This window comes from Streptomyces sp. NPDC000151 (assembly GCF_040301705.1).
Classification (GTDB): domain Bacteria; phylum Actinomycetota; class Actinomycetes; order Streptomycetales; family Streptomycetaceae; genus Streptomyces.
On sequence record NZ_JBEPFC010000063.1, the window covers coordinates 1 to 20036 of the forward strand.

19 protein-coding genes and 1 riboswitch are annotated in these 20036 nt (G+C 73.2%); of the genes, 8 read left to right on the forward strand and 11 right to left on the reverse strand.

What is annotated here, in order from left to right; translation table 11 throughout:
* Positions 1-164: 164 nt before the first annotated feature.
* The 6 genes from ABT381_RS18950 to ABT381_RS18975 are packed head-to-tail and all read right to left on the reverse strand — an operon-like array spanning position 165 to position 6540.
* Positions 165-956 (reverse strand): class I SAM-dependent DNA methyltransferase, encoded by a 792-nt coding sequence (locus tag ABT381_RS18950; RefSeq protein WP_351595343.1) that lies wholly within the window; start codon positions 954-956, stop codon positions 165-167.
* Positions 956-2224, reverse strand: a complete 1269-nt coding sequence (locus tag ABT381_RS18955) for an MFS transporter (RefSeq protein WP_351595254.1) — start codon at positions 2222-2224, stop codon at positions 956-958. The genes ABT381_RS18950 and ABT381_RS18955 overlap by 1 nt, the downstream gene beginning before the upstream one ends.
* Positions 2221-3321 carry a dipeptide epimerase gene (locus tag ABT381_RS18960; protein WP_351595257.1) on the reverse strand — a complete coding sequence of 367 codons (1101 nt, stop codon included), beginning with the start codon at positions 3319-3321 and terminating at the stop codon, positions 2221-2223. The genes ABT381_RS18955 and ABT381_RS18960 overlap by 4 nt, the downstream gene beginning before the upstream one ends.
* Positions 3318-4427, reverse strand: coding sequence for a PLP-dependent cysteine synthase family protein (locus ABT381_RS18965; protein WP_351595260.1), 1110 nt, complete (start codon positions 4425-4427; stop codon positions 3318-3320). The genes ABT381_RS18960 and ABT381_RS18965 overlap by 4 nt, the downstream gene beginning before the upstream one ends.
* Entirely contained in the window at positions 4424-5287 is an 864-nt protein-coding gene (locus tag ABT381_RS18970; RefSeq protein WP_351595263.1) for a Rossmann-like domain-containing protein, read from the reverse strand. Before ABT381_RS18970 ends, ABT381_RS18965 begins: the two co-directional genes overlap by 4 nt.
* Positions 5284-6540, reverse strand: a complete 1257-nt coding sequence (locus tag ABT381_RS18975; protein WP_351595266.1) for an ATP-grasp domain-containing protein — start codon at positions 6538-6540, stop codon at positions 5284-5286. Before ABT381_RS18975 ends, ABT381_RS18970 begins: the two co-directional genes overlap by 4 nt.
* A gap of 157 nt (positions 6541-6697) precedes the next feature.
* On the opposite strand from ABT381_RS18975, the gene ABT381_RS18980 reads away from it, so the two are divergent.
* The 3 genes from ABT381_RS18980 to ABT381_RS18990 all read left to right on the forward strand — a co-directional run bounded on the left by ABT381_RS18980 (position 6698) and on the right by ABT381_RS18990 (position 10593).
* Positions 6698-8191, forward strand: a complete 1494-nt coding sequence (locus tag ABT381_RS18980; protein WP_351595269.1) for an alpha/beta fold hydrolase — start codon at positions 6698-6700, stop codon at positions 8189-8191.
* A gap of 134 nt (positions 8192-8325) precedes the next feature.
* A complete protein-coding gene (locus tag ABT381_RS18985) occupies positions 8326-9363 on the forward strand; it encodes an ATP-binding protein (protein WP_351595272.1) in 1038 nt (345 codons plus the stop codon).
* 186 nt (positions 9364-9549) lie between these two features.
* Positions 9550-10593 carry a PP2C family protein-serine/threonine phosphatase gene (locus tag ABT381_RS18990; RefSeq protein ID WP_351595275.1) on the forward strand — a complete coding sequence of 348 codons (1044 nt, stop codon included), beginning with the start codon at positions 9550-9552 and terminating at the stop codon, positions 10591-10593.
* Positions 10594-10624: 31 nt separating this feature from the next.
* Here ABT381_RS18990 and ulaA read toward each other — a convergent pair whose 3' ends face one another.
* On the reverse strand, positions 10625-12196 hold the full coding sequence (gene ulaA, locus ABT381_RS18995; RefSeq protein WP_351595278.1) for a PTS ascorbate transporter subunit IIC: 1572 nt from the start codon (positions 12194-12196) through the stop codon (positions 10625-10627).
* A 19-nt stretch (positions 12197-12215) separates the two neighbouring features.
* On the reverse strand, positions 12216-12995 hold the full coding sequence (locus tag ABT381_RS19000; RefSeq protein ID WP_351595281.1) for a PTS sugar transporter subunit IIAB: 780 nt from the start codon (positions 12993-12995) through the stop codon (positions 12216-12218).
* Positions 12996-13065: 70 nt separating this feature from the next.
* Between ABT381_RS19000 and ABT381_RS19005 the strand changes: the two genes are divergently transcribed.
* On the forward strand, positions 13066-13653 hold the full coding sequence (locus tag ABT381_RS19005) for an HhH-GPD-type base excision DNA repair protein (RefSeq protein WP_351595284.1): 588 nt from the start codon (positions 13066-13068) through the stop codon (positions 13651-13653).
* A 33-nt stretch (positions 13654-13686) separates the two neighbouring features.
* Here ABT381_RS19005 and nicT read toward each other — a convergent pair whose 3' ends face one another.
* Together nicT and ABT381_RS19015 are read right to left on the reverse strand one after the other, a co-directional pair.
* Positions 13687-14802 carry a Nickel transporter NicT gene (gene nicT / locus ABT381_RS19010; RefSeq protein WP_351595287.1) on the reverse strand — a complete coding sequence of 372 codons (1116 nt, stop codon included), beginning with the start codon at positions 14800-14802 and terminating at the stop codon, positions 13687-13689.
* Positions 14803-14834: 32 nt separating this feature from the next.
* A riboswitch (cobalamin riboswitch) is annotated at positions 14835-15085 on the reverse strand.
* On the reverse strand, positions 15082-15978 hold the full coding sequence (locus tag ABT381_RS19015; RefSeq protein WP_351595290.1) for a helix-turn-helix domain-containing protein: 897 nt from the start codon (positions 15976-15978) through the stop codon (positions 15082-15084). It overlaps the preceding riboswitch by 4 nt.
* A gap of 138 nt (positions 15979-16116) precedes the next feature.
* On the opposite strand from ABT381_RS19015, the gene ABT381_RS19020 reads away from it, so the two are divergent.
* From ABT381_RS19020 to ABT381_RS19035, 4 genes are all read left to right on the forward strand, one after another.
* Positions 16117-17166 carry an NAD(P)-dependent alcohol dehydrogenase gene (locus tag ABT381_RS19020; protein ID WP_351595293.1) on the forward strand — a complete coding sequence of 350 codons (1050 nt, stop codon included), beginning with the start codon at positions 16117-16119 and terminating at the stop codon, positions 17164-17166.
* Positions 17167-17378: 212 nt separating this feature from the next.
* Positions 17379-17918 carry a DUF4232 domain-containing protein gene (locus ABT381_RS19025; RefSeq protein WP_351595296.1) on the forward strand — a complete coding sequence of 180 codons (540 nt, stop codon included), beginning with the start codon at positions 17379-17381 and terminating at the stop codon, positions 17916-17918.
* A 146-nt stretch (positions 17919-18064) separates the two neighbouring features.
* Positions 18065-18361 carry a type II toxin-antitoxin system VapB family antitoxin gene (locus ABT381_RS19030; RefSeq protein ID WP_004943146.1) on the forward strand — a complete coding sequence of 99 codons (297 nt, stop codon included), beginning with the start codon at positions 18065-18067 and terminating at the stop codon, positions 18359-18361.
* 204 nt (positions 18362-18565) lie between these two features.
* A complete protein-coding gene (locus ABT381_RS19035; protein WP_351595346.1) occupies positions 18566-19186 on the forward strand; it encodes a LytR C-terminal domain-containing protein in 621 nt (206 codons plus the stop codon).
* Between the two features lie 71 nt (positions 19187-19257).
* Here the strand turns inward: ABT381_RS19035 and upp are convergent, their stop codons facing one another.
* Entirely contained in the window at positions 19258-19893 is a 636-nt protein-coding gene (upp, locus tag ABT381_RS19040) for a uracil phosphoribosyltransferase (RefSeq protein WP_351595298.1), read from the reverse strand.
* Positions 19894-20036: the final 143 nt, after the last annotated feature.

Below are 20036 nucleotides of genomic sequence, written 5' to 3' on the forward strand. Positions count from 1 at the left end.
ACCTCCCCGCAGCCGTCGAGGGCGAGCGCGCCGAGCCCGGCCGCGCCGCCGGCGGCCGCGAGGAATCCCCGGCGGCGCAGGCCGGGGAAGCGGGAGTCGTCGAGGGGGGCGTGGGGCATGGCGGTGTCCTCCGGTACGAGTGGATCGTCGGGCGGTGGGCGGTGTCAGGCGGTGCGCGTCAGGCGGGCGACGAGATGCAGCCGGTCGGCGTCCAGCCGGTCCCCCGGCGCGGCGCCCTCCTCCCAGACGGGCTCCGTGCGCGGCCCCGGTCCGTCGTGCAGGGCGAGCACCTCGAAGCCGTGCGCGGTGAGGGCGCGGCGCAGTTCCAGGGGGAACAACAGCCGCCAGGCGGAGTGCTGCTCGACCGGCTCCGAGCCGTCGTCGGCGGTCCACACGCGGGTACGGCGCAGCAGTTGTGCGGCCCGGTCGACGTGGAGCGTGGTTTTTGCCCGGTAGGTGGTGCCCTGCCAGGTGAAGCGGCTGACCGACGGGGCGTCGAGAAGTTCCGTACGGCCCAGGAAGAAGGCGCCGTTGCGCATCTCCGCCACGAGCAGCCCGCCGGGCGCCAGGCTCCGTCGGCAGGAGGCCAGAAAGCCGTCGAGGTCGGCGTCGGTGTGGCAGTACAGCAGGGCGCTGTCCAGGCAGACGACGGCGTCGAAGGACCGCGCGGGGAAGCGGAAGGCGCGCAGGTCGGCACGTACGTACGCAGGCCCCGGGTGGTGCGTGCGCGCATACGCCAGCATCGCCTCGGAGAGGTCGGCGCCGACGACCGAGCGGCCCACCTGGTGGAGGTACGCGGCGTCGCGCCCGGTGCCGCAGCCGATGTCCAGGACGCGCGGCCCCGAGCCGTACCGGCGCAGGCAGTCCTCGGCCCAGCGCCCGGCCAGCCGGTCGGCGTCGGGGAACCTGGCCTCGTACAGCTCGGGGTTGTCGGTCAGCAGATTGCTGGTGGTGATCACGCCGCCACCGCCACGGCCCCGGCGGGCGCCCGGTCCGGCAGCGCGCGCAGCCGGTGCAGCCAGCCCACGCCGGCGGCGGACAGCAGCCCGAACGCCAGGCAGCAGGCCCACGGCAGCCAGGCCGCGCCGGCGTGCCCGCCCGCGTCCATGGCCCAGCCGACGACGGTGTTGCCGACGGCCGCGGCGATGCCGGAGACGACGTAGAACAGCCCGAAGTAGGTACCGGTCAGCTCGGCGCGGCCGAAGTCGGGGATCAGCTCCATCACGAACGGCTGGGCGATCATCACGCCGAGGTAGAGCAGCAGCGCTCCGGCCAGCACGGGCAGCGCGCGCAGCGCGGCGGCGCCGAGGCCGCCGGGCGGCCCGGACAGTCCGGCCACGGCCATCGGCGGCACGAACGCCAGGCCCATCAGGCCGAGTCCGGCGGTGATCCAGCGCGACCGGCTGCCGCGGTCCTTCAGGGCGCGGGTCACGCGGAGTTGGAGGGTGAGGTTGGCGACGGTGCCGACGAGGAAGACGATGCCGGCCGCGCCGTCCCAGCCGGTGGCCCGCCGTGCGCCGTCCGGCAGCAGCAGGTACAGCTGGTTCTCCATGGTGAACATGCCGACCATGGCGAGCGAGAAGGCCAGGAAGACGCGGTTGCCGACGACCTCGCGCCAGTCGCCCAGTACGGAATTCTTCGTCGGCGCGGCGGTACGGGCGGGCAGCACGGCGGCCTGGGCCGCGGTCAGTACGGCGAAGATCGCGGCGGCGGTGAGCGCGGAGGCCCGGAAGTCGACCAGGAGGAGGGCGGAGCCGAGCAGCGGGCCGACCAGCGCGCCGGTGGTCGCGAAGACGTTGAACAGCGCGAACGCCTCGGCCTTGCGGTCGCCCGCCTCCTGCGCGAGGTAGGCGCGCACGGCCGGGTTGAACAGCGCCCCGGCCAGTCCGCTCAGTACGGAAGCGGCGAGCAGGACGGCCAGGCCGTCGCCGAGCGCGAAGAGCGCGAAGCCGACGGTGCGCAGCGCGCAGCCCGCGATGATGACGCCGCGCGCGCCGAGCCGGTCGGCGGCCGAGCCGCCGATGAGGAACAGGCCCTGCTGGCTGAGGTTGCGGACGCCGAGCACGATGCCGACGACCGCGGCCGACATGCCCAGGTCCTCGCCCAGGTGCACCGCGAGGTACGGGATGAGCAGGTAGAAGCCGGTGTTGACGCCGAGCTGGTTGACCAGCAGCAGGCGGATGGCGAGCGGGAAGCCGCGCATTTCGTGCCAGGTCTTCTTCATCGCGGCACCTCCTGGACGAGGCCGGCCGGCGCGGCCGTTCCGTCGGGCAGGTCGGTGTGGCGGACCGGCCGCACGCCGAGGCCCGGCTGCCGCCCGGCCCGTACGGTGCCGTCGGTGCCGCCGATGCCGGTCCACGGGTCGTGGGCGAGCAGCAGGTGGCCGTCCAGGTCGGCCCAGCGGGCGCGGTCGGCGAGGTGAACGGCGGGGGCGAGGCCGAGCGAGCTGGCGGTCAGGCAGCCGAGCATCAGCTCGGTGCCGCTGCCCGCGAGCAGGTCGGCGATGCGCAGCGCCGCGTGCACGCCGCCGCACTTGGCGAGCTTGACGTTGATGCCGTGCACCCGGCCGACGAGCCGCCGGGCGTCCTCGATGCCGACGGCGTCCTCGTCGGCGATGACGGGCAGCGGCGAGCGCTCGGCGAGCCGGGCCAGCGCCTCGGGGCGGCCGGGCGCGATGGGCTGCTCGACGGCCTCGACGCCGAGGTCGGCGTACCGGGGCAGCAGCGCCGCGGCCTGCGCGGTGGTCCAGGCGCCGTTGGGGTCCAGCAGCAGCCGGGCGTGCGGCGCCGCATCCCGCACCGCGAGCACGCGCTCCAGGTCGTCCTCGGGGTCGGGCGAGCCGGCCTTGACCTTGAGGACGGAGAAGCCGTTCCGGGCCAGCCGCCCGGCCTCCTCACCGGCGGCGCGGCGCGAGCCGATGCCGATGGTGCGCGCGGTCGCGGCCCGGGGCGGCTGCTCGGCGCCGAGGAGCCGGTGCACGGGTATGTCGGCGCGCTTGCCGACGAGGTCGAGCAGGGCCGACTCGACGGCGGCGGTCACGGCGGGCGGGGTGTCCGGCGCGGGCAGCGCGCCCTCGCGGAGCGCGTCGAGCGCCGCCTCCGGGCCCTCGAAGCGGGCGAGTTCCAGCGCCGTCTCGCTGAGCAGCCGTCCGATGGTGTCGGCGTCGAGGTCGTAGTACGTACTGGCCACGGCCTCGCCGTAGCCGCGCTGTCCTTGGTGTTCGATCGCGAGCCAGACGGCGTCGCGGGCCGCCATGGTCGAGCGGGAGATGCGCAGCGGCTCGGTGAGCCGGAGCCGTACGGTGCGCTGGCTGAGCTTCATGGGGTCGGGGTCTCTTCCCGGGGAGTGGGGCGTGCGGGGGTGGGGGCGGCGAGCGGGTCGGCGACCGTCCGGCAGCGCGTCCAGCCGGTGGCCTCCGCGGCCCGGGGGTGCGGGATCTCGACGGGGCGGGTGGCGGCGGTGGTGAGGTCGAGCCCGTGCGCGGTGGCGAAGTCGTCGTCGTAGACGGTGCCGAGGTAGCGCTGCGGCCCGTCGGGGAAGACGGTGGCGACGACCGCTCCCGGGTGGACGCGGGCCGCCCAGGCGGCGACCAGCGCCACCGCGCCCGTGCTCCAGCCGCCGCTGACGAAGTTGCCCGCGGCCAGCCGGCGGCAGGCGTCGGCGGACTCGGCCGGGCCGACCCAGTGCACCTCGTCGAACGCCTCGTACGCGACGTTGCGCGGGTGGATGCTGCTGCCGAGGCCGCGCATCAGACGGGGCCTGGCGGGCTGCCCGAAGATCGTGGAGCCGGTGGCGTCCACGCCGATCAGCCGCAGGCCCGGCCAGTGCCGGCGCAGCGGGCCGACGATGCCCGCGCTGTGCCCGCCGGTGCCGACGCTGCACACGAGCACGTCGAGGTGGTCCAGGTCGGCGGCGACCTCGGCGGCGAGCGACCCGTAACCGGCGATGTTGTCGGGGTTGTTGTACTGGTCGGGCCAGTACGCGTCCGGGAGTTCGGCGCGCAGGGCGCGCAGCCGGGCCAGCCGTGCGGCCTGCCAGCCGCCCTCGGCCGCCGGGCGGTCCACCAGCTCCAGCCGGACGCCGTACGTGCGCAGCAACTGCCGCATGGACGGCTCCAGTTCGGTGTCGCCGACCAGCACGACGGGGTGGCCGAGGGCCTGTCCCGCGAAGGCCAGGCCGACGCCGAGGGTGCCGGAGGTGGACTCCACGACCGGTGCGCCGGGCCGCAGTTCGCCGCGCTCCCTCGCGCCCAGCAGCATCGACACCGCGGCCCGCGCCTTCATGCCGCCCGCGCCGAGCCCTTCGAGCTTGGCCCAGAAGCCGGGGTGCGGGCAGGGCAGGCCGGTGGTGATCCGGGCGAGCGGGGTGCGGCCGAGCAGCGCGAGCAGCTGCGGATTGGCGGTGGGGTGCAGAACGGCCGTGGTCATGCGGCGGCCCCGGAGGCGGCCGACGCGGCCCCGGCGGCGCGGTACCGGTGGACGATCCCCGGCCCGCCGTCCAGCCAGAAGAACGGGTACGGCTCGGCGCACACCGCGCTCACCCCGGACCCGAGGAACCGCGGCAGCACCGCGCTGCCGGTCTGCGCGAACATCACCAGCGGCGTGCCGTGCGCGGCAGCGTGCGCGCGCAGCGCCTCGAAGCTGCCGTTGCCCAGCGTCATGCCGGAGGCGAGTACCGCGTCGCAGCGCGCCAGCTCGGCGAGCGCGTCGGTGACGACGGGCTCGCCCCACTCGGTCGTACCGCCCTTGAGGTCGCACGGCACGTAAACGAGGCCGCGCTCGCGCAGCGCCTCCAGCAGCGAGTTGACGACGCCGACGACGAGCACCCGGGCGCCGGGGGCCGCGTCGATCAGCTCCACGACGGCGCGTGCCCGGGCGCGGGACTTCTCCAGCGAGCTGCCGGAGGGCAGCGGGAAGGGGCGGGCGCCGCTCGCGGGGCCGTGCGGCGCGACGTCCATCAGGTACGCGTCCAGCGCCGCCACCCGTACGGGCAGCAGCTCGTGCGCCAGCAGCGCGGCGACGTCCGCGCCGACGCACCGCTCGACGGCCTCGTCGGTCAGCGCGCCGGGTTCGACCGCGCAGGAGCCGACCGCCGCGCCCAGCCGCAGGCTGAGTACTTCGTTGCGGTAGCCGCCGCTGCGCCCGGTGTGCCGGACGGCCTGCCGCGTACTGAAGGCCACGGAGATCCGCCGCTCGGCGGGATCGGGCCCGTAGGCGCCGGCCAGCACGCCGGCCACCAGGTCGTCGTAGGAGGTGACGGCGGTACAGGGGCCGTCGGCGGGGCTCATCGGCCCACCACCCGGGGGTGCAGCGCGGAGAGCAGCGTCTCGACGCGCGTACGGGCGCCCGGCCCGGCCGCGTCCCCGGCCATGACGTGCCCGAGGTACTCGTTGTTGCTGCCGGCCGCCTTCACCGTCTTCCCCGGCTCGGCGAGCTGGAGTTCCAGTACGCCGTCCGCCGCGCGCACGGCCTCGCCGCCGTCGATGTCCGCGAGCACGCCCGCCTCCCCCGGTACGAGGAAGCCGATCGCGGCGCTGGCCAGTCCGGTGTCGCGGACGGTCAGGTCGGGCCGGTGACCGAGCGCGACGTCCATGCAGGCGGCGGCCACGTCGATACCGGTGACGTGGCGGATCAGCTCGGTGATGCGGTTGCCGGCGGGCCGCGGGTTGACCTCGACAACGCGCGGCCCGTCGGGCGTCAGCTTGATCTCGGTGTGCCCGACGACGCCGTCCAGCCCGAGCGCCTTGACGGCCTGTACGGCGGTGTCGGCAGCGGCCGCCGCGTCGGCGGCGGAGAGCGCGGCGGGGAACATGTGCCCGGTCTCGATGAAGGCCGGCGCCCCGCCCACGCTCTTGTCGGTCACCCCGACGACGTGCGTGGAGCCGCCGTGCGTCACGGTCTCCACGCTGACCTCGGGCCCGTGCAGCAGCTCTTCGAGCAGGACGACGGGGGCCCGGCGCTGGCCGCGCGCGTTGACGGGGAAGTCCTCGACCGCGCGGTAGGCGCGCTGCAGCTCCGCCTCGTCCTCAACCTTGCGTACGAACATCCCGGCGCACAGGTCCACGGGCTTGAGCACCAGCGGGTAGCCGATCCCGGCGGCGGCCGCGGCCGCTTCGGACCGGTCGGCGCAGACCGCGAACCGCGGCTGGGGCAGCCCGGCGTCCGCGAGCACCCGCCGGGTGGCGTCCTTGCGGCAGGCGGTCTCGACCGCTTCCGGCGCAGGGCCCGGCAGGCCGAGGTGGCCGGCGATCCGGGCGACGGTCGGCAGGTAGTAGTCGCACGAGGTGAGCACGCCGTCGAAGCCCAGCGCGGCGTGCAGCCGCTCGGCGTACGGCAGCAGCGTGTCCAGGTCGTTGGTGTCGGCGGTCAGCACATTGCGGGCGCCGAGCAGCGGGTGTGCCGTGCCCTCGGGCGCGCTGCGCAGGTAGTGGTGCAGGTCCCGGGTGAGGAACGTGAACTCGTGTCCGCCCTCGCGGATCGCGTGTGGCAGCAGCCTGCTCATTGCCCCGACCCAGCTCTCGACCATCAGCAGATGAGCCACGATTCCCCTTCTCCGGACGCGAGTTGCGGACGACCGGCCGGCCGGCGGCCCGTCTTCCGAGGGGCCTCCGGCTTGACCGACCCACACTGTAAACGATAATCATTTTCAAGTCACCTCATTGCACGGTGTTCCCGCCACTGCCCCGAATGCGAGCTCTGTGATCACCGCCGCCCGCCGTCCCGCCCTGCTCTGCGCCCTCGCGGCCACCGCCGCCACGCTGCTCCCCGCGGCGCCCGCGCACGCCGCCGCTCCCCCGGCCCCCGCGCTGCACTTCGGCGCCTGCCCCGACTCCGTGCCGGACCCGCCCACCCCCGACCGCGTCGAGTGCGGCGAGCTGAGCGTCCCGCTGGACCGGAACCATCCCGAGGACCGGCACATCGGCATCGCGGTCTCCCGCGTACCGGCCTCCGGCACACCGGACGAGCGGCGCGGCGTCCTGCTCGTGAACCCGGGCGGCCCCGGCGGCTCCGGGCTCCCGTACGCCGTCACCAAGCGCGCCAAACTCCCCGAGCGCGTGCGGCGTGCGTACGACGTGATCGGCTTCGACCCGCGCGGCACGGGACGCAGCGCGCCCGCGGACTGCGGCCCCATGGGCGGCCTCTTCGACGCGCCGAGCCGGGACCCGGTGCCGAAGACCCCCGCCGCCGAGCGCGCTCACCTCGACTCCCTGCGCCGCACGGCCGACGACTGCGCCACGGGCGTCGGCGCCGCCCTCCCGCACCTCTCGACCACCGCGACCGCGTACGACATGGACGCGATACGCGCGGCCCTCGGCGAGCGGGTGATCGGCTACCTCGGTGTGTCCTACGGCAGCTACCTCGGCGCGGCCTACGCCGCCCACTTCCCGCACCGCGTCGGCCGGATGGTGCTGGACAGCGTCGTCGGGCCCGAGGACTGGTACGACTTCGACCTCCGGCAGAGCCGGGCTCTGCTGCGCCAGCGGAACACCTTCTTCGGCTGGGCCGCCGCGCACGAGAAGCGCTTTGGGCTGGGCGGCAGCGCCGCGGCCGTCCGCGCCGCCTACCAGCGCACCCGCGACGGCCTCGCGGACCGCCCCGTCGACGGCTTCGGCGCCGCGGAGTTCGACCGCACCGTCTACCGGGCGCTCGGCCGCACCGAACGCTGGGCGGGCCTGGCCGACGGCATGCGTACGTACCTACGGGACGGTACCGTCGCGGCGCTGCGCCCGGCCGACCCCTTCGACGGCGCGGCATCCCGTACGTACGAGGCCGCCAACCGCACCGTCAAGTGCGCGGACGGGCCCGGGCCCACGCCCGCGCGAGTGACCGCCGACATCCGGCGGATGCGGCGGCTCGACCCGCAGCCGGTGCTCACCGGCATGGAGGCCTCGGTGTGCGCGTACTGGCACCACAGGCCCGCCCACCGCACGGCGCTCGGCAGCCCCGCCGCGCCCCCGGTCCTGCTGATCGCCTCCGCACACGACCCGGTCACGCCGATAACCGGCGCCCGCGACCTGAAGCGGCGGCTGCCCGGCTCCCGCCTGGTCACCCTGCACGACGACTACTCCCACGGCGTGTTCGCCAGCCGCGGCAACGGCTGCGTCGACGGCACGGCGGCGGCCTACCTGGTGGACGGGGCCGTGCCGGCGGCCGACGTGCACTGCGCCGGCCCCGGCCTGCCGACACCCTGACTCCCGGAGAGCGCAAAGGAGTTAGGTATACCTATCCCTGCCGGTCACCGATGTCTCCGTGCCGCCCCACCGGGCAGGCTGGCCACCTCTTCCGGAGAGGGCCGGTCCGGATGTGCACTTCGGAGGCGGGATCCATGTTGGAGTCGGAGAACTGCGACCGGGTCGCCCTGGCCGGGCGGGACGTGGCGCTCGCGGAGGTCGAGTACCTGCTGCGGCACCGGCGACTGGTGACGGTGACGGGGCCCGGCGGCGTCGGCAAGAGCGCGCTCGCCGGAGCGCTGGCGCGCCGGCCGGGACTCGGCCCGGAGGTGATCGTGGCCCGTACCGACCTCGCGCCGCTCGCCGACCCCGGGCTCGTGCCGCACTGGCTGGCCCGCGCGCTGGGCATGGACGGTCCCGCGGGAAGGCCCCAACTCGCCGCGCTGGCCGAGGCGTTGGGGGACACCCCGGCGCTGCTGGTCGTGGACACCTGCGAACACCTGGCCGGGCGGTGCACCGAGGTCCTCACCGCGCTCGTCAGCGCCTGCCCCCGCCTGCACGTGCTGGCCACCAGCCGGACCCCGCTGCGTACCCCGGGCCTGTATCCGCTGTCCCCCGTACCGCTCGATGTCGCGACCGGCCTGTTCGCGGCGTACGCCCGGCAGCTGGACACCGAGGAGGCGGCGCCCGACGCGGTCCGGCGGATCTGCGCACTGCTGGACGGCCTGCCGCTCGCCGTGCGGATCGCCGCGGACCAGCTCGCGCACCGCTCCGCCGCCGACGTGCTCTCCTGCTTCGCCCGGCCCGAGGCCGCGCTCGACCTGCCGGCCACCGCGCCCGGCCTGCCCGGCCGCCAGCGTTCGCTGCGCGAATCCCTCAGCTGGAGCCTGCGGCTGTGCACGGCCGAGGAGCGGCTGCTCTGGGCGCGGCTCAGCGTCTTCCCCGGCAGCTTCGAGCTGGCGCACGCAGTGGAGATCTGCGGCGACGCGCAGCTGCCGCCCGGCCCGCTCGTCGCGGCCTTCACCGGGCTGGCCTGGCAGTCGCTGATCGAGCCGTACCCGGACAAGGAGGAGGGCACGGCCTTCCGGATGCCGCGCGCCACCCGGGCCTACGGGCGGCAACGGCTGCGTCTGTCGGGAGAGGAGCGGACGCTGTTGAACCGCTTCCTGACCTGGACGCTGCGCGAATCCTGATGTCCGGCGCACATGTTTGACCAGCTTCTTCCTCAGGGAATTCGCCATATGCACACCTCGTGCATCGAATGCTCACTAGGCTGTTCCGCTCCAGCCGCCGCTCTGCGGGCAGGTACCGCCATGCCGAAGCTTCCTCCGGCCGGACGCGTCAGTACCGTTCCGGCCGCACCGCCGTCCGGCACTTCCGTGAGGCTGGTTCGAGGAACGTTTTTCCCACTGGCGCTGGCCATGGTCTGCGCCCTCCTGGGACGGGCCATCGGCCTCCCGCAGCTCTTCCTGCCCCTGATGCCCGCCGTCGCGGCACTGCCCGCGGTCGGGCGGACGGGCGGGCGCTATGTGCTGAGCGCGGGCGCGGCGGCGCTCGGCGGCGTGGCGGTACTGGGCTGGGGCGCCCGGCCGGTGAACGTGGTCGCGGCGCTGGCGGGCGTCCTGACGGTGACCGTGCTGACCCGCACCGCCGCCCGCCGCAGCCGCCGCCAGGAGTCCAAGCTCGCCCGCCTCGGCCGGCTGGCCCAGGTGGCCCAGGCGGCGGTGCTGCCCCGGCCGCCCGAGTCGGTGGGCGGGGTGCGGCTGGACGCGCGGTACCTCGCGGCCACCCCCGGTGCCACGGTCGGCGGCGACATCTGCGGCGCCGAGCGCACCCGCTTCGGGGTGCGGCTGCTCATCGGCGACGTGTCGGGCAAGGGCCTGGACGTGGTCGCCACGGCCGCCGAGACGCTGCACATCTGGCGGGAGCTCGCGCACCACGAGAGCAGCCTCGCGGGCATCGCGCTGCGCATGGACACCGCCGTCACCCGCATCCACCACCACGACGGGTTCGTCACCGCGCTGCTGATCAATGTGTACGACGACGGCCGGGTGGAGCTGCTGAGCTGCGGCCATCCACCGCCGCTCCTGGTACGCGGCGGCCGGGCTTCCTGGCTCGCCGGGCTGGACGCGACGGCCCCGCTCGGGCTGATGCGGATGGTGCAGGACCGGTGCCCGACCGCGGTCGTGCGGCCGGCGCCGGACGACTGGCTGCTGCTGTGCACGGACGGGGTGGCCGAATGCCGCAACGGCGACGGCGAGTTCTACCCCCTCGCCGAGCGCCTCACGGCGTTCTGCGACCGCGAGCCGACCGTCGTCCTGGACACGCTCGAAGCCGACCTGGCCCGCTACCGCGACGGCGCCTCCCGGGACGACGCGATGATGCTCCTCATCCGCCCGCCGACCCGGCAGCGCTCCGGCTGAGCCGCGGCCGCCGGGCTCCCCACGAAAGTACTCAGTCGGACTCCGGCGGCGGGGGCGGCGTGGGCGCGCCGGCCGGCGGCGCGATCTTCGCGTGAGCGGTCGTGCCGGTCCTGCCGGTCGTCGGGGCCGCGGCCGCCGGGGCTTCCGTACGGGGCAGTACGGCATCCCGGCGCGCGCCCGGATCCCAGCCGGTCTCCACCACCCGCTTCTGCACGAGCACGGCGCCGCCCAGCACCACCGCGCCGATGGCCAGCATCAGCACGACGGCGCCCGCGCCGCCCGGCTTGGCCGCGTTGCCGATCAGCGAGCCGAACCAGCCGAAGTCCGCGTCCCCGAAGGTGGTGTTCTCCTCGCCGAACGCGCCGAGCACCTTCAGGAGCAGCGCGGGCAGGAAGGTGATGAGGACGCCGTTGACGAAGGCGCCGACGGCCGCGCCGCGCCGGCCGCCCGTCGCGTTGCCGTAGACGCCGGCCGCGCCACCGGTGAAGAAGTGCGGCACCAGCCCCGGCAGGACCAGCGCGAGGCCGAACCACGGGTGGAAGAGCGCGGAGAGCAGCCCGAGGCTGACCAGGCCGCCGAGGAAGCTGCAGAGGAAGCCGATGAGGACAGCGTTCTGCGCGTACGGGAAGACGATCGGCGCGTCCAGCGACGGCACCGCGCCGGGCACCACCTTCCTGGCGATGCCCTGGAACGCCGGGACCAGCTCGCCCAGGATCGTCCGCACGCCGAACAGGATGATCGCGACGGCGATGCCGAACTGCAGGCCCTGCATGACGGACTGCATCACGTAGTTGCCGAGGCCGGTGGCGGCCGCGCCGCCGTCGCCCGCGAACGCCTTGAACGCGGTCTCCCGGCCGGCCCTGGCCAGGAAGAGGACCGCCATGATCACGTAGATCAGGACCATGGACAGCGCGGTGGCGACCATCGAGTCCCGCAGGAAGCGCAGCCCCTCGGGCAGCTTCATGTCCTCCGTACTGCGGCTGCGCCGGCCGACCAGCTGCCCGGCCGCGCCCGCCGCGACGTACCCGGCGGTGCCGAAGTGGCCGATGGCGATCGTGTTGTCGCCGGTGATGCGCTTGGTCCACGGGTGCGCGAAGGCCGGCATGGAGACCAGCAGGATGCCCAGCAGCACGCCGCCGACCAGCACCACGACGGCCGAGGACTGGCCGGCGGTGGCCAGCACCACGGTCAGCAGCGTCGCCATGAACAGCATGTGGTGGCCGGTCAGGAAGACGTACCGCAGCGGCGTGAAGCGGGCCAGCAGCAGGCTGACCCCGAAGCCGACGATCATCAGCCAGGCGACCCGGGCGCCGAACTGCGCCTGCGCGATGCCGACGATCGCCTCGTTGGTCGGGATGACGCCGTGCGCGCCGGTCGCGCCCTGGATCATCTCGCCCAGCGGGGCGAGGGCCGTGACGACCAGATTGGCGCCGGCCCCGATCAGCAGGAAGCCCAGCGTCGCCTTGAGGGCGCCGCCGACGATCTGCCCTGCGGACCTGCGCAGGGCGATCAGGCCGGTGGCCGTGATCAGGCCGACCAGGTACGCCGGCTGGCTGAGGACCTCGTTGACCAGGAATTCGGCGATCGATACGAGCCAGTGCATGGAGATGGTGCGCCCTTCGTTACTGGACGTCGTAGGTGTCTCGGAGGATGCGGTCGACCTCACCCGTACTGGTGAAGTTCTCGACGACCTTCACCGGGACGCCGACGTCGCCGAGCGTCCGGGCGATCTCGCCCGAGGTGAGGATGGCGACGGCCTCGCCGGCCTTGCCCTTGGCGGAGATGGTGTCGGTCGCCTCGACGGTGACGTACTTCGTCCAGCCCCAGCGGTCGAGCACCTGCTCCAGGGTGTTCTTCAGGAAGAGGCTGGTGCCCAGGCCGTTGCCGCAGACGGTGAGGATCTTGTGCGCGGACCCGCCGCCGGCCTGCCGTTCCGCCGGCTCCGCCGGCGCGTCCCGGCCCGCCAGCACCGCGTGCACCGCCTCCGGCGTCCGGGCCTCGCGCAGCGCCCGCTCGGTCTCCGGGTCCGCGAGCAGCCGCGCGAGCGCCGCCATCGCCTCCGTGTGCGCCCCGGAGTCCTTCGCCGCGAGCGCGACGACCAGGCTCACCGGGTCGTTCGACTCGTGCCCGAACTCCACCGGCTCGGCCAGCCGGACCCAGGACATGCCGGTCCTCAGGACCGCGGGCGAGGGGCGGGCGTGCGCGAAGGCGAAGCCGGGCGCGATGACGATGTACGGACCGTTCTCCTCGACGTTCTCGATCATTTCCGTGGTGTACTCACCGGTACTGGTACCGGTCGCGACCATGAGGTCGCCGGCGGCCCGTACCGCCGCTTGCCAGTCCGCCGCCGCCACGTCCAGCCGCACGGCCTCGGCGGGGATCAGTTCGCTCAGTGTCGGCATGGACGGGATCGTCGCACGAAAACGCTTGCCTGGATATGCGCGGTGCGGCGCCGGAAGGGATCATCGGAACATGAACGTGAGGATGCGGGTCGCCCAGCAGGAGGAAGCCGACGAACTGCTCGGCCGCAGTCCGCTCGCCGCGCTGGTGGGCATGCTGCTGGACCAGCAGGTGCCGATGGAGTGGGCGTTCACCGGTCCGTACACCATCGCCCGGCGGATGGCCGGGGACGACCTGGACGCGCAGGCCATCGCGGCGCAGGACCCGGAGGCGTTCGAGGAGCTGCTGGCCCGCAAGCCGGCCGTGCACCGCTATCCGCGGTCGATGGCCAAGCGGGTGCAGCAGCTGTGCCAGTACCTCGTCACGCACTACGACGGGGACGCCGAGGCCGTGTGGCGGGACGCCGAAACCGGCGCCGAGCTGCTGAAACGCCTCAACGACCTGCCCGGCTTCGGCAAGCAGAAGGCACAGATCTTCCTGGCCCTCCTCGGCAAGCAGTTCGGCGTGCGCCCCGAGGGCTGGCGCGAGGCCGCGGGGCCGTACGGCGAGGAGGGCTCGCACCGCTCGGTCGCCGACATCACGGGCCCCGAGTCGCTGGCCGAGGTCCGGGCGTACAAGCAGCAGATGAAGCGGGCGGCGAAGAAGGCGGCCGGCAAGTAGGGCCGCGCGGCCCGCCGCCCGGGGCGTGCGCGCTCAGCCCTCCGAAGGGGCGGCCACCCGCGCCGCCCACCGCTGTTCGACGCCCGACAGCCGCCAGTAGGCGATCGCCGCCGCCCAGACGACGACGAAGAGGCCGACGATGAGGTAGCCGACGTTGTCCAGGTCCAGGCCGGAGATCCGGTCGGTGACCGCGTCCTTCAGGCCGAGCTTGTCGTGCAGCACGGTCACCAGCTCGATGGTGCCGATGAAGAGGGCCACGGCGATGGACAGGCCGGTGATCGTGAGGTTGTAGTAGACCTTGCGCACCGGGTTGGAGAACGCCCACTGGTACGCGAAGTTCATGAACGTGCCGTCGAGGGTGTCGAAGAGGCTCATCCCGGCCGCGAACAGCAGCGGCAGGCACAGGACCGCGTACCAGGGCAGCCCGGACGCGGCGCCGCTGCCCGCCATCACCATCAGCGTCACCTCGGTCGCGGTGTCGAAGCCGAGGCCGAGGAGCAGCCCGATCGGGTACATCTGGCCCGGCCGCGTGATGGTCCTGGTGAACCGGCCGAGCACCCGGTTCATGAAGCCGCGCGAGTCCAGCTGCCGCTCCAGCTCCGACTCGTCGTACTCCCCGGCCCGCATGGCGCGGAAGACCCGCCAGATGCCGGCCAGCGCGATCAGGTTGAGGGCGGCGATGAGGTAGAGGAAGGCCCCGGAGACGGTGGTGCCGACCGTGCCGAGCACCTGGTGCGTACGGGAGCCCTCGTCCATCAGGGTCCCCGCGAGCGCCGCGCCGCCCGAGACCAGCGCGGCCATCAGCACGACCATGCTGGAGTGGCCGAGCGCGAACCAGAAGCCCACCGAGACCGGCCGCTTCCCGTCGGCCATGAGCTTGCGGGTGGTGTTGTCGATCGCGGCGATGTGGTCCGCGTCGAACGCGTGCCGCATGCCGAGGGTGTACGCGGTGACGCCCAGGCCCACGCCGAACACCTGTGTGCCGACGGTGTAGTGGCCGGGCACGACGAGCAGGAACAGCACACCGAACGCGACGATGTGCAAAGCGGCTATGACCGCCAGCAGGCCGGCCGTACGGACGGTGTCGCGCCGCTGCCAGCGGAACTGCGACAGATCGGCGGACGTGGGGGTATGAGTGGGCACGGTCATCCGGCCATCACGCTCCAGCACCTCGTGGAATCAGTTCGTGAGATGCCGTGGCCGGTCTCCTGGCTTACGAGGATCTCCTCCCCGCTCGTCAAGAGCGTGGAGGAGGACGCGCCCGCCCCGGCCTTCCCGTCCGCACTCCGCGGTCAGTGGCCCCCCGTACGTACGCGGTGCACGCACGGGGAATGGGTCGGTAGCTCCCCGATCACAGTGGCGAGGGCCGCTCCGGAATCGGACCCGTAGGTCTTCACCGGTCTTCCCGAGCACCACGGCCCGGCCACTCTAACCTCCCCCGTCCCGCCGCCGGGCGGTGTCCTCGGCCATCGGCTCTACGGCAACCGGGTCCGCCGCCGCCCAGTCGCCCAGCAGCCGCAGCGATTCCGCCGAGGCCGAGCCCGGCTCCGCGTGGTAGACGATCAGCTGCTGGTCCGGGTCGGCGGGCAGCCGCAGCGTCTCGTACGACAGGGTCAGCGGCCCGACGACCGGGTGGTGCAGCCGCTTCACGCCGAAGCCCTTGTCCTGCACGTCGTGCGTGGCCCACAGCTGCCGGAACTCCTCGCTCTTGACCGACAGCTCCCCGATCAGCGAGGCGAGCAGCGGGTCGTCGGGATGGCAGCCCGCGTCCAGGCGGAGGTAGGAGACGATGTCGGCGGCCTTGCTCTCCCAGTCGACGTAGAGCTCGCGCGCTGCCGGGTCCAGGAAGACCTGCCAGGCGATGTTCCGCTGCTCGGGCGGGAGCGCGGCGTAGTCGCCGAGCAGGGCGCACGCCATGCGGTTCCAGCCGATGACGTCCAGGCGGCGGCCCGCGACATACGCCGGAATCCCCTCCATCGCGTCCAGCAGCTGCTGCAGCGCGGGCCGCACCCGCTGCGGCCGCCCGGCGCCGCGCGAGCGCTTGGCCTTCGGCTTGACCAGGTGATTGAGGTGGGCCCGCTCGGCCTCGTTGAGCCGCAGGGCGCCGGCGATCGCGTCCAGTACGGCCGTGGAGACGTTCTGGCCGTGGCCCTGTTCGAGCCGTACGTAATACGCGACGCTCACCCCGGCCAGCTGCGCGAGCTCCTCCCGCCGCAGGCCCGGCACCCGGCGCCGCCCGCTGGGCCGCGGCAGTCCGACGTCCTCGGGCTGCAGACGCGCGCGGCGGGTGCGCAGAAACTCGCTCAATTCGGTGCGCTGGTCCATAGGCCCAGTATCCGGCCCGCCGCGTCCGTACGGGCCGGCCGAGCGGGCGTGAGGGTGCCACTACCAGTGGTACCAACCGCGTGCGTACGAAAACGGGGGCTCTGGCTCCGCTTCTCGTCCCGACGCAGCCTTGATGGCATGACACACACCTCTGTCACCGCGTATGCAGCACCCGCGCCCAAGGCACCGCTTGAGCGCACCACCATTCCGCGCCGTGAGCTCGGCGCGCACGACATCGAGATCGACATCAAGTACGCGGGGATCTGCCACTCCGACATCCACCAGGTGGACGAGGACTGGGGCCAGGCCATCTTCCCGATGGTCCCGGGCCACGAGATCGCCGGCGTGGTCTCCGCAGTGGGCCCCGAGGTCACCCGCCACCAGGTCGGCGACCGGGTCGGCGTCGGCTGCATGGTCGACTCCTGCCGGGAGTGCGACAACTGCAAGGCCGGTCTGGAGCAGCACTGCACCGGCACGGGCAACGTACAGACGTACAACGCCATCGGCCGGGACGGCGAGCCGACCTATGGCGGCTACTCGACCCACGTCGTGGTCTCCGAGGACTTCGCCCTCCGCATCCCCGAGGGCATCGGCCTGGACGCCGCCGCGCCGCTGCTGTGCGCGGGCATCACCGTGTACTCGCCGCTCTCCCGCTGGGGCGCGGGCCCCGGCAAGAAGGTCGCGGTCGTCGGCCTGGGCGGCCTCGGCCACATGGCCGTGAAGATCGCCCATGCCATGGGCGCCGAGGTCACCGTGCTCAGCCAGTCGCTCCGCAAGAAGGACGACGGGCTGAAGCTGGGCGCGAGCCACTACTACGCGACCTCCGACCCGGCCACCTTCCAGGAGCTGACGGGCCGCTTCGACCTGATCATCAACACCGTCTCCGCCGACCTGGACGTGGACGCCTACCTCTCGCTGCTCCGCGTGCACGGCACGATGGTGCAGGTCGGCGCGCCCGAGGGCGCGCTCGGCCTCTCGCCGTTCTCCCTGCTGGGCGGCAGCAAGGCGATGGCCGGTTCGATGATCGGCGGCATCCCCGAGACCCAGGAGATGCTGGACTTCTGCGCCGCGCACGGGATCGGCGCGGAGATCGAGGTGATCTCCGCCGAGCAGATCAACGACGCGTACCGCCGGGTGCAGGCGAGCGACGTCCGCTACCGCTTCGTGATCGACACCTCGACGATGTGATCAGTACCGCTCGCGCCCAGGGCCGAGCGGCGCGCGGAGCCGGGTGGCTGTTTCAGCTGCCCGGCTCCGCCGCATTTAGCGGCAGGTGGGTGGCATTAGCCGGACGTTAGTGGACCAATAGCCCACCCGGGCAGAGTGGATGTCGTGCCGGAGGGACCAGCCGGCCGCCTCACCACCAGCCGTCGCAGTCACCACTCACGGGGGAACCCACCATGTCGAAGAAGACCTCGAAGAAGACCGTCAAGGCCGCCGTCGCCTCCCTCATCGCCGTCGGCGCGCTGGCCGCCACCGCCGGCCCGGCCCTCGCCCAGTCCGCGCGGCCGGCCGCCGCCCGGCCCGCGCCCTGCACGGCATCGGCGCTGAAGTTCGAGGCCGGCACCGTCAGCCGCCCGATCAACCACGTCCTGATCAAGGCCACCAACACCTCGAAGAAGACCTGCGACTTCTCGGCCGAGACCTACCCCCTCCTGCGGCTCCACAAGGACCAGCAGGCGGTCACCCCGGTCGTCGACGGCTCCGAGCCGCAGGCCGTGGTCACCCTCGCCCCCGGCGAGACCGCCTACGCGGGTCTGACCCTCTCCGCCGCCGACTCGTCGGAGAAGGGCTTCAAGACCGGCAGCATCGAGGTGGCGGTCGCCAAGGACGTCGCCCTGAAGTCCGTCACCGTCAAGGGTGGCCCGGTCTTCATCCAGCCCGGTGCCGCCAAGGTGACGTACTGGCAGGACAACCCGGCCGACGCGCTGGTGTGGTGACGCACTCCCGGCGGGCCGGTCTCCACCGGCCCGCCGTGCCGTACTCGGGCGGCGCCGGGGTATTGCTCCCTGTACGCCGTATACACCCCGTTCGTACCCGTGCGACATGGCTGCGCCCGAGGCCGGGTGACCGGTAGGCTTTCCGTGTGATCTTCAAGCGCATCGGAAATGGGCGGCCGTACCCCGATCACGGCCGGGAGAGCACCCGCCAGTGGGCGGATGTGGCCCCGCGCCCGGTACGCCTTGACCAGTTGGTCACCACCAAGCAGCAGCTCGATCTGGAGACGCTGCTCGCGGAGGACTCGACCTTCTACGGCGACCTGTTCGCGCACGTCGTGAAGTGGCAGGGCGACCTGTACCTGGAGGACGGACTGCACCGCGCGGTCCGGGCCGCGCTCCAGCAGCGCCAGGTACTCCACGCCCGCGTCCTGGAACTGGACTGAGACCCGCCACTAAGAGCCTGTGTCCAAGGGCTGATCGAGAGCCGCTCGACGCCCGAATCGAGGGCCCGAGCCTCACACGGCGTGGCGACGACGCCCGGTATTGGCCCTTTCGGGTCAGGTCTCGCGCCACGAACAGATCATTTAATAGGCAGAGCGCGGCAGCCGCACTACGCTGCGGACATGAGCATGCTGACGCCCCCCGGCATGGGCGGTAAGAAGTACCGCATCACGGGCGACAGGTATCCGCGGATGCGCCGTCCCCGTCGTGAGCGCAGGATCGTTGTGGCAGTCGTCGCCTCGGCCTGCGTACTGGGCGTGGGCGCCTGGGGCGCCGTACAGCTCATCGACGTCTTCACCGGGCAGGGCGGCACCGCGCAGGCCGCGCAGGAGAAGCCCAAGTGCCCGTCCGGGCAGGACGGCGGCAAGCCGCAGCACACCGCGAAGCCGCTGCCCGAGCCGAAGACGATCAAGGTCAACGTGTTCAACGCGACCACCCGCAGCGGGCTCGCCAAGGACACCGCCGACGCGCTCAAGAAGCGCGGCTTCACGATCGGCGAGGTGGGCAACGCGCCCGCCGCCTACGACAAGAAGGTCAAGGGCACCGCCGTACTGCTCGGCGCGCCGGCCGCGGCGGACGGCTCCTTCAAGGTGCTGGGCACGCAGGTGTCCGGGGCCCAGCGCAAGACCGACGCCCGCAAGGGCGGCGTCGTCGACCTGATCATCGGCGACAAGTACAAGGACCTGGCGAAGGAGAAGGACGCCAAGGCCGCGCTCGCCGCGCTGACCGCCCCGCCGAAGGAGAAGCCGGACACGCCGCAGTGCTGAGCACCACCGGCGCGCCGACCGCTCCATAGGGCGCCGATCACCCTGTCGGGATCAGCGGCCCCTTCGTACGCTCAGCCGGCCGTCCCGTACATGCGGTCGCCCGCGTCGCCCAGCCCGGGGACGATGTAGCGGTCCTCGTTCAGCCGCTCGTCGACCGCGGCGGTGACCAGCGTCACCGGCGTCCCCGCCAGCTCCCGCTCCATGACCTCCACGCCCTCGGGCGCGGCCAGCAGGCACAGCGCGGTCACGTCGTCGGCGCCGCGCTTGATCAGTTCCTTGATCGCCGCGACCAGCGTGCCGCCCGTGGCGAGCATCGGGTCCACGACGTAGACCTGGCGCCCGGAGAGGTCCTCCGGCATCCGGGTGGCGTACGTCTGTGCCTCGTACGTCTCCTCGTTGCGGACCATGCCCATGAAGCCGACCTCGGCCGTCGGCAGCAGCCGCACCATGCCGTCCAGCATCCCCAGACCGGCCCGCAGGATCGGCACGACCATCGGGCGGGGGTGGGAGAGCCGGACGCCGGTGGTCGCCGTCACCGGGGTCTCGATGTCGACCTGCTCGGTGCGCACATCGCGGGTCGCCTCGTACGCGAGCAGGGTGACCAGCTCGTCGGCGAGGCGCCGGAAGGTCGGGGAGTCGGTGCGCTTGTCGCGCAGCGTGGTGAGTTTGTGCGCCACCAGCGGGTGGTCGACGACGTGGATCCGCATGACATCGACAGTAACCGAGGCCGGGCCCCCGAAGCGCCCGCCGGTGGGCGCGCGACCTCGCCGTACGAAGATCAGCCATCCACGGACCACCCCTCGGCCAACGTCAACCAAGTCGCATCAACCCACCACTTAGGGGGAAAGTG

Excerpts from the sequence above, each read along its gene's own strand:
- ABT381_RS18955 (WP_351595254.1), bottom strand. The coding sequence starts at position 2,224 with ATGAAGAAGACCTGGCACGAAATGCGCGGCTTCCCGCTCGCCATCCGC.
- ABT381_RS18960 (WP_351595257.1), bottom strand. The coding sequence starts at position 3,321 with ATGAAGCTCAGCCAGCGCACCGTACGGCTCCGGCTCACCGAGCCGCTG.
- ABT381_RS18965 (WP_351595260.1), bottom strand. The coding sequence starts at position 4,427 with ATGACCACGGCCGTTCTGCACCCCACCGCCAATCCGCAGCTGCTCGCG.
- ABT381_RS18970 (WP_351595263.1), bottom strand. The coding sequence starts at position 5,287 with ATGAGCCCCGCCGACGGCCCCTGTACCGCCGTCACCTCCTACGACGAC.
- ABT381_RS18985 (WP_351595272.1), top strand. The coding sequence starts at position 8,326 with ATGTTGGAGTCGGAGAACTGCGACCGGGTCGCCCTGGCCGGGCGGGAC.
- ulaA (WP_351595278.1), bottom strand. The coding sequence starts at position 12,196 with ATGCACTGGCTCGTATCGATCGCCGAATTCCTGGTCAACGAGGTCCTC.
- ABT381_RS19000 (WP_351595281.1), bottom strand. The coding sequence starts at position 12,995 with ATGCCGACACTGAGCGAACTGATCCCCGCCGAGGCCGTGCGGCTGGAC.
- ABT381_RS19005 (WP_351595284.1), top strand. The coding sequence starts at position 13,066 with ATGAACGTGAGGATGCGGGTCGCCCAGCAGGAGGAAGCCGACGAACTG.
- nicT (WP_351595287.1), bottom strand. The coding sequence starts at position 14,802 with ATGACCGTGCCCACTCATACCCCCACGTCCGCCGATCTGTCGCAGTTC.
- ABT381_RS19015 (WP_351595290.1), bottom strand. The coding sequence starts at position 15,978 with ATGGACCAGCGCACCGAATTGAGCGAGTTTCTGCGCACCCGCCGCGCG.
- ABT381_RS19020 (WP_351595293.1), top strand. The coding sequence starts at position 16,117 with ATGACACACACCTCTGTCACCGCGTATGCAGCACCCGCGCCCAAGGCA.
- ABT381_RS19025 (WP_351595296.1), top strand. The coding sequence starts at position 17,379 with ATGTCGAAGAAGACCTCGAAGAAGACCGTCAAGGCCGCCGTCGCCTCC.
- ABT381_RS19035 (WP_351595346.1), top strand. The coding sequence starts at position 18,566 with ATGGGCGGTAAGAAGTACCGCATCACGGGCGACAGGTATCCGCGGATG.
- upp (WP_351595298.1), bottom strand. The coding sequence starts at position 19,893 with ATGCGGATCCACGTCGTCGACCACCCGCTGGTGGCGCACAAACTCACC.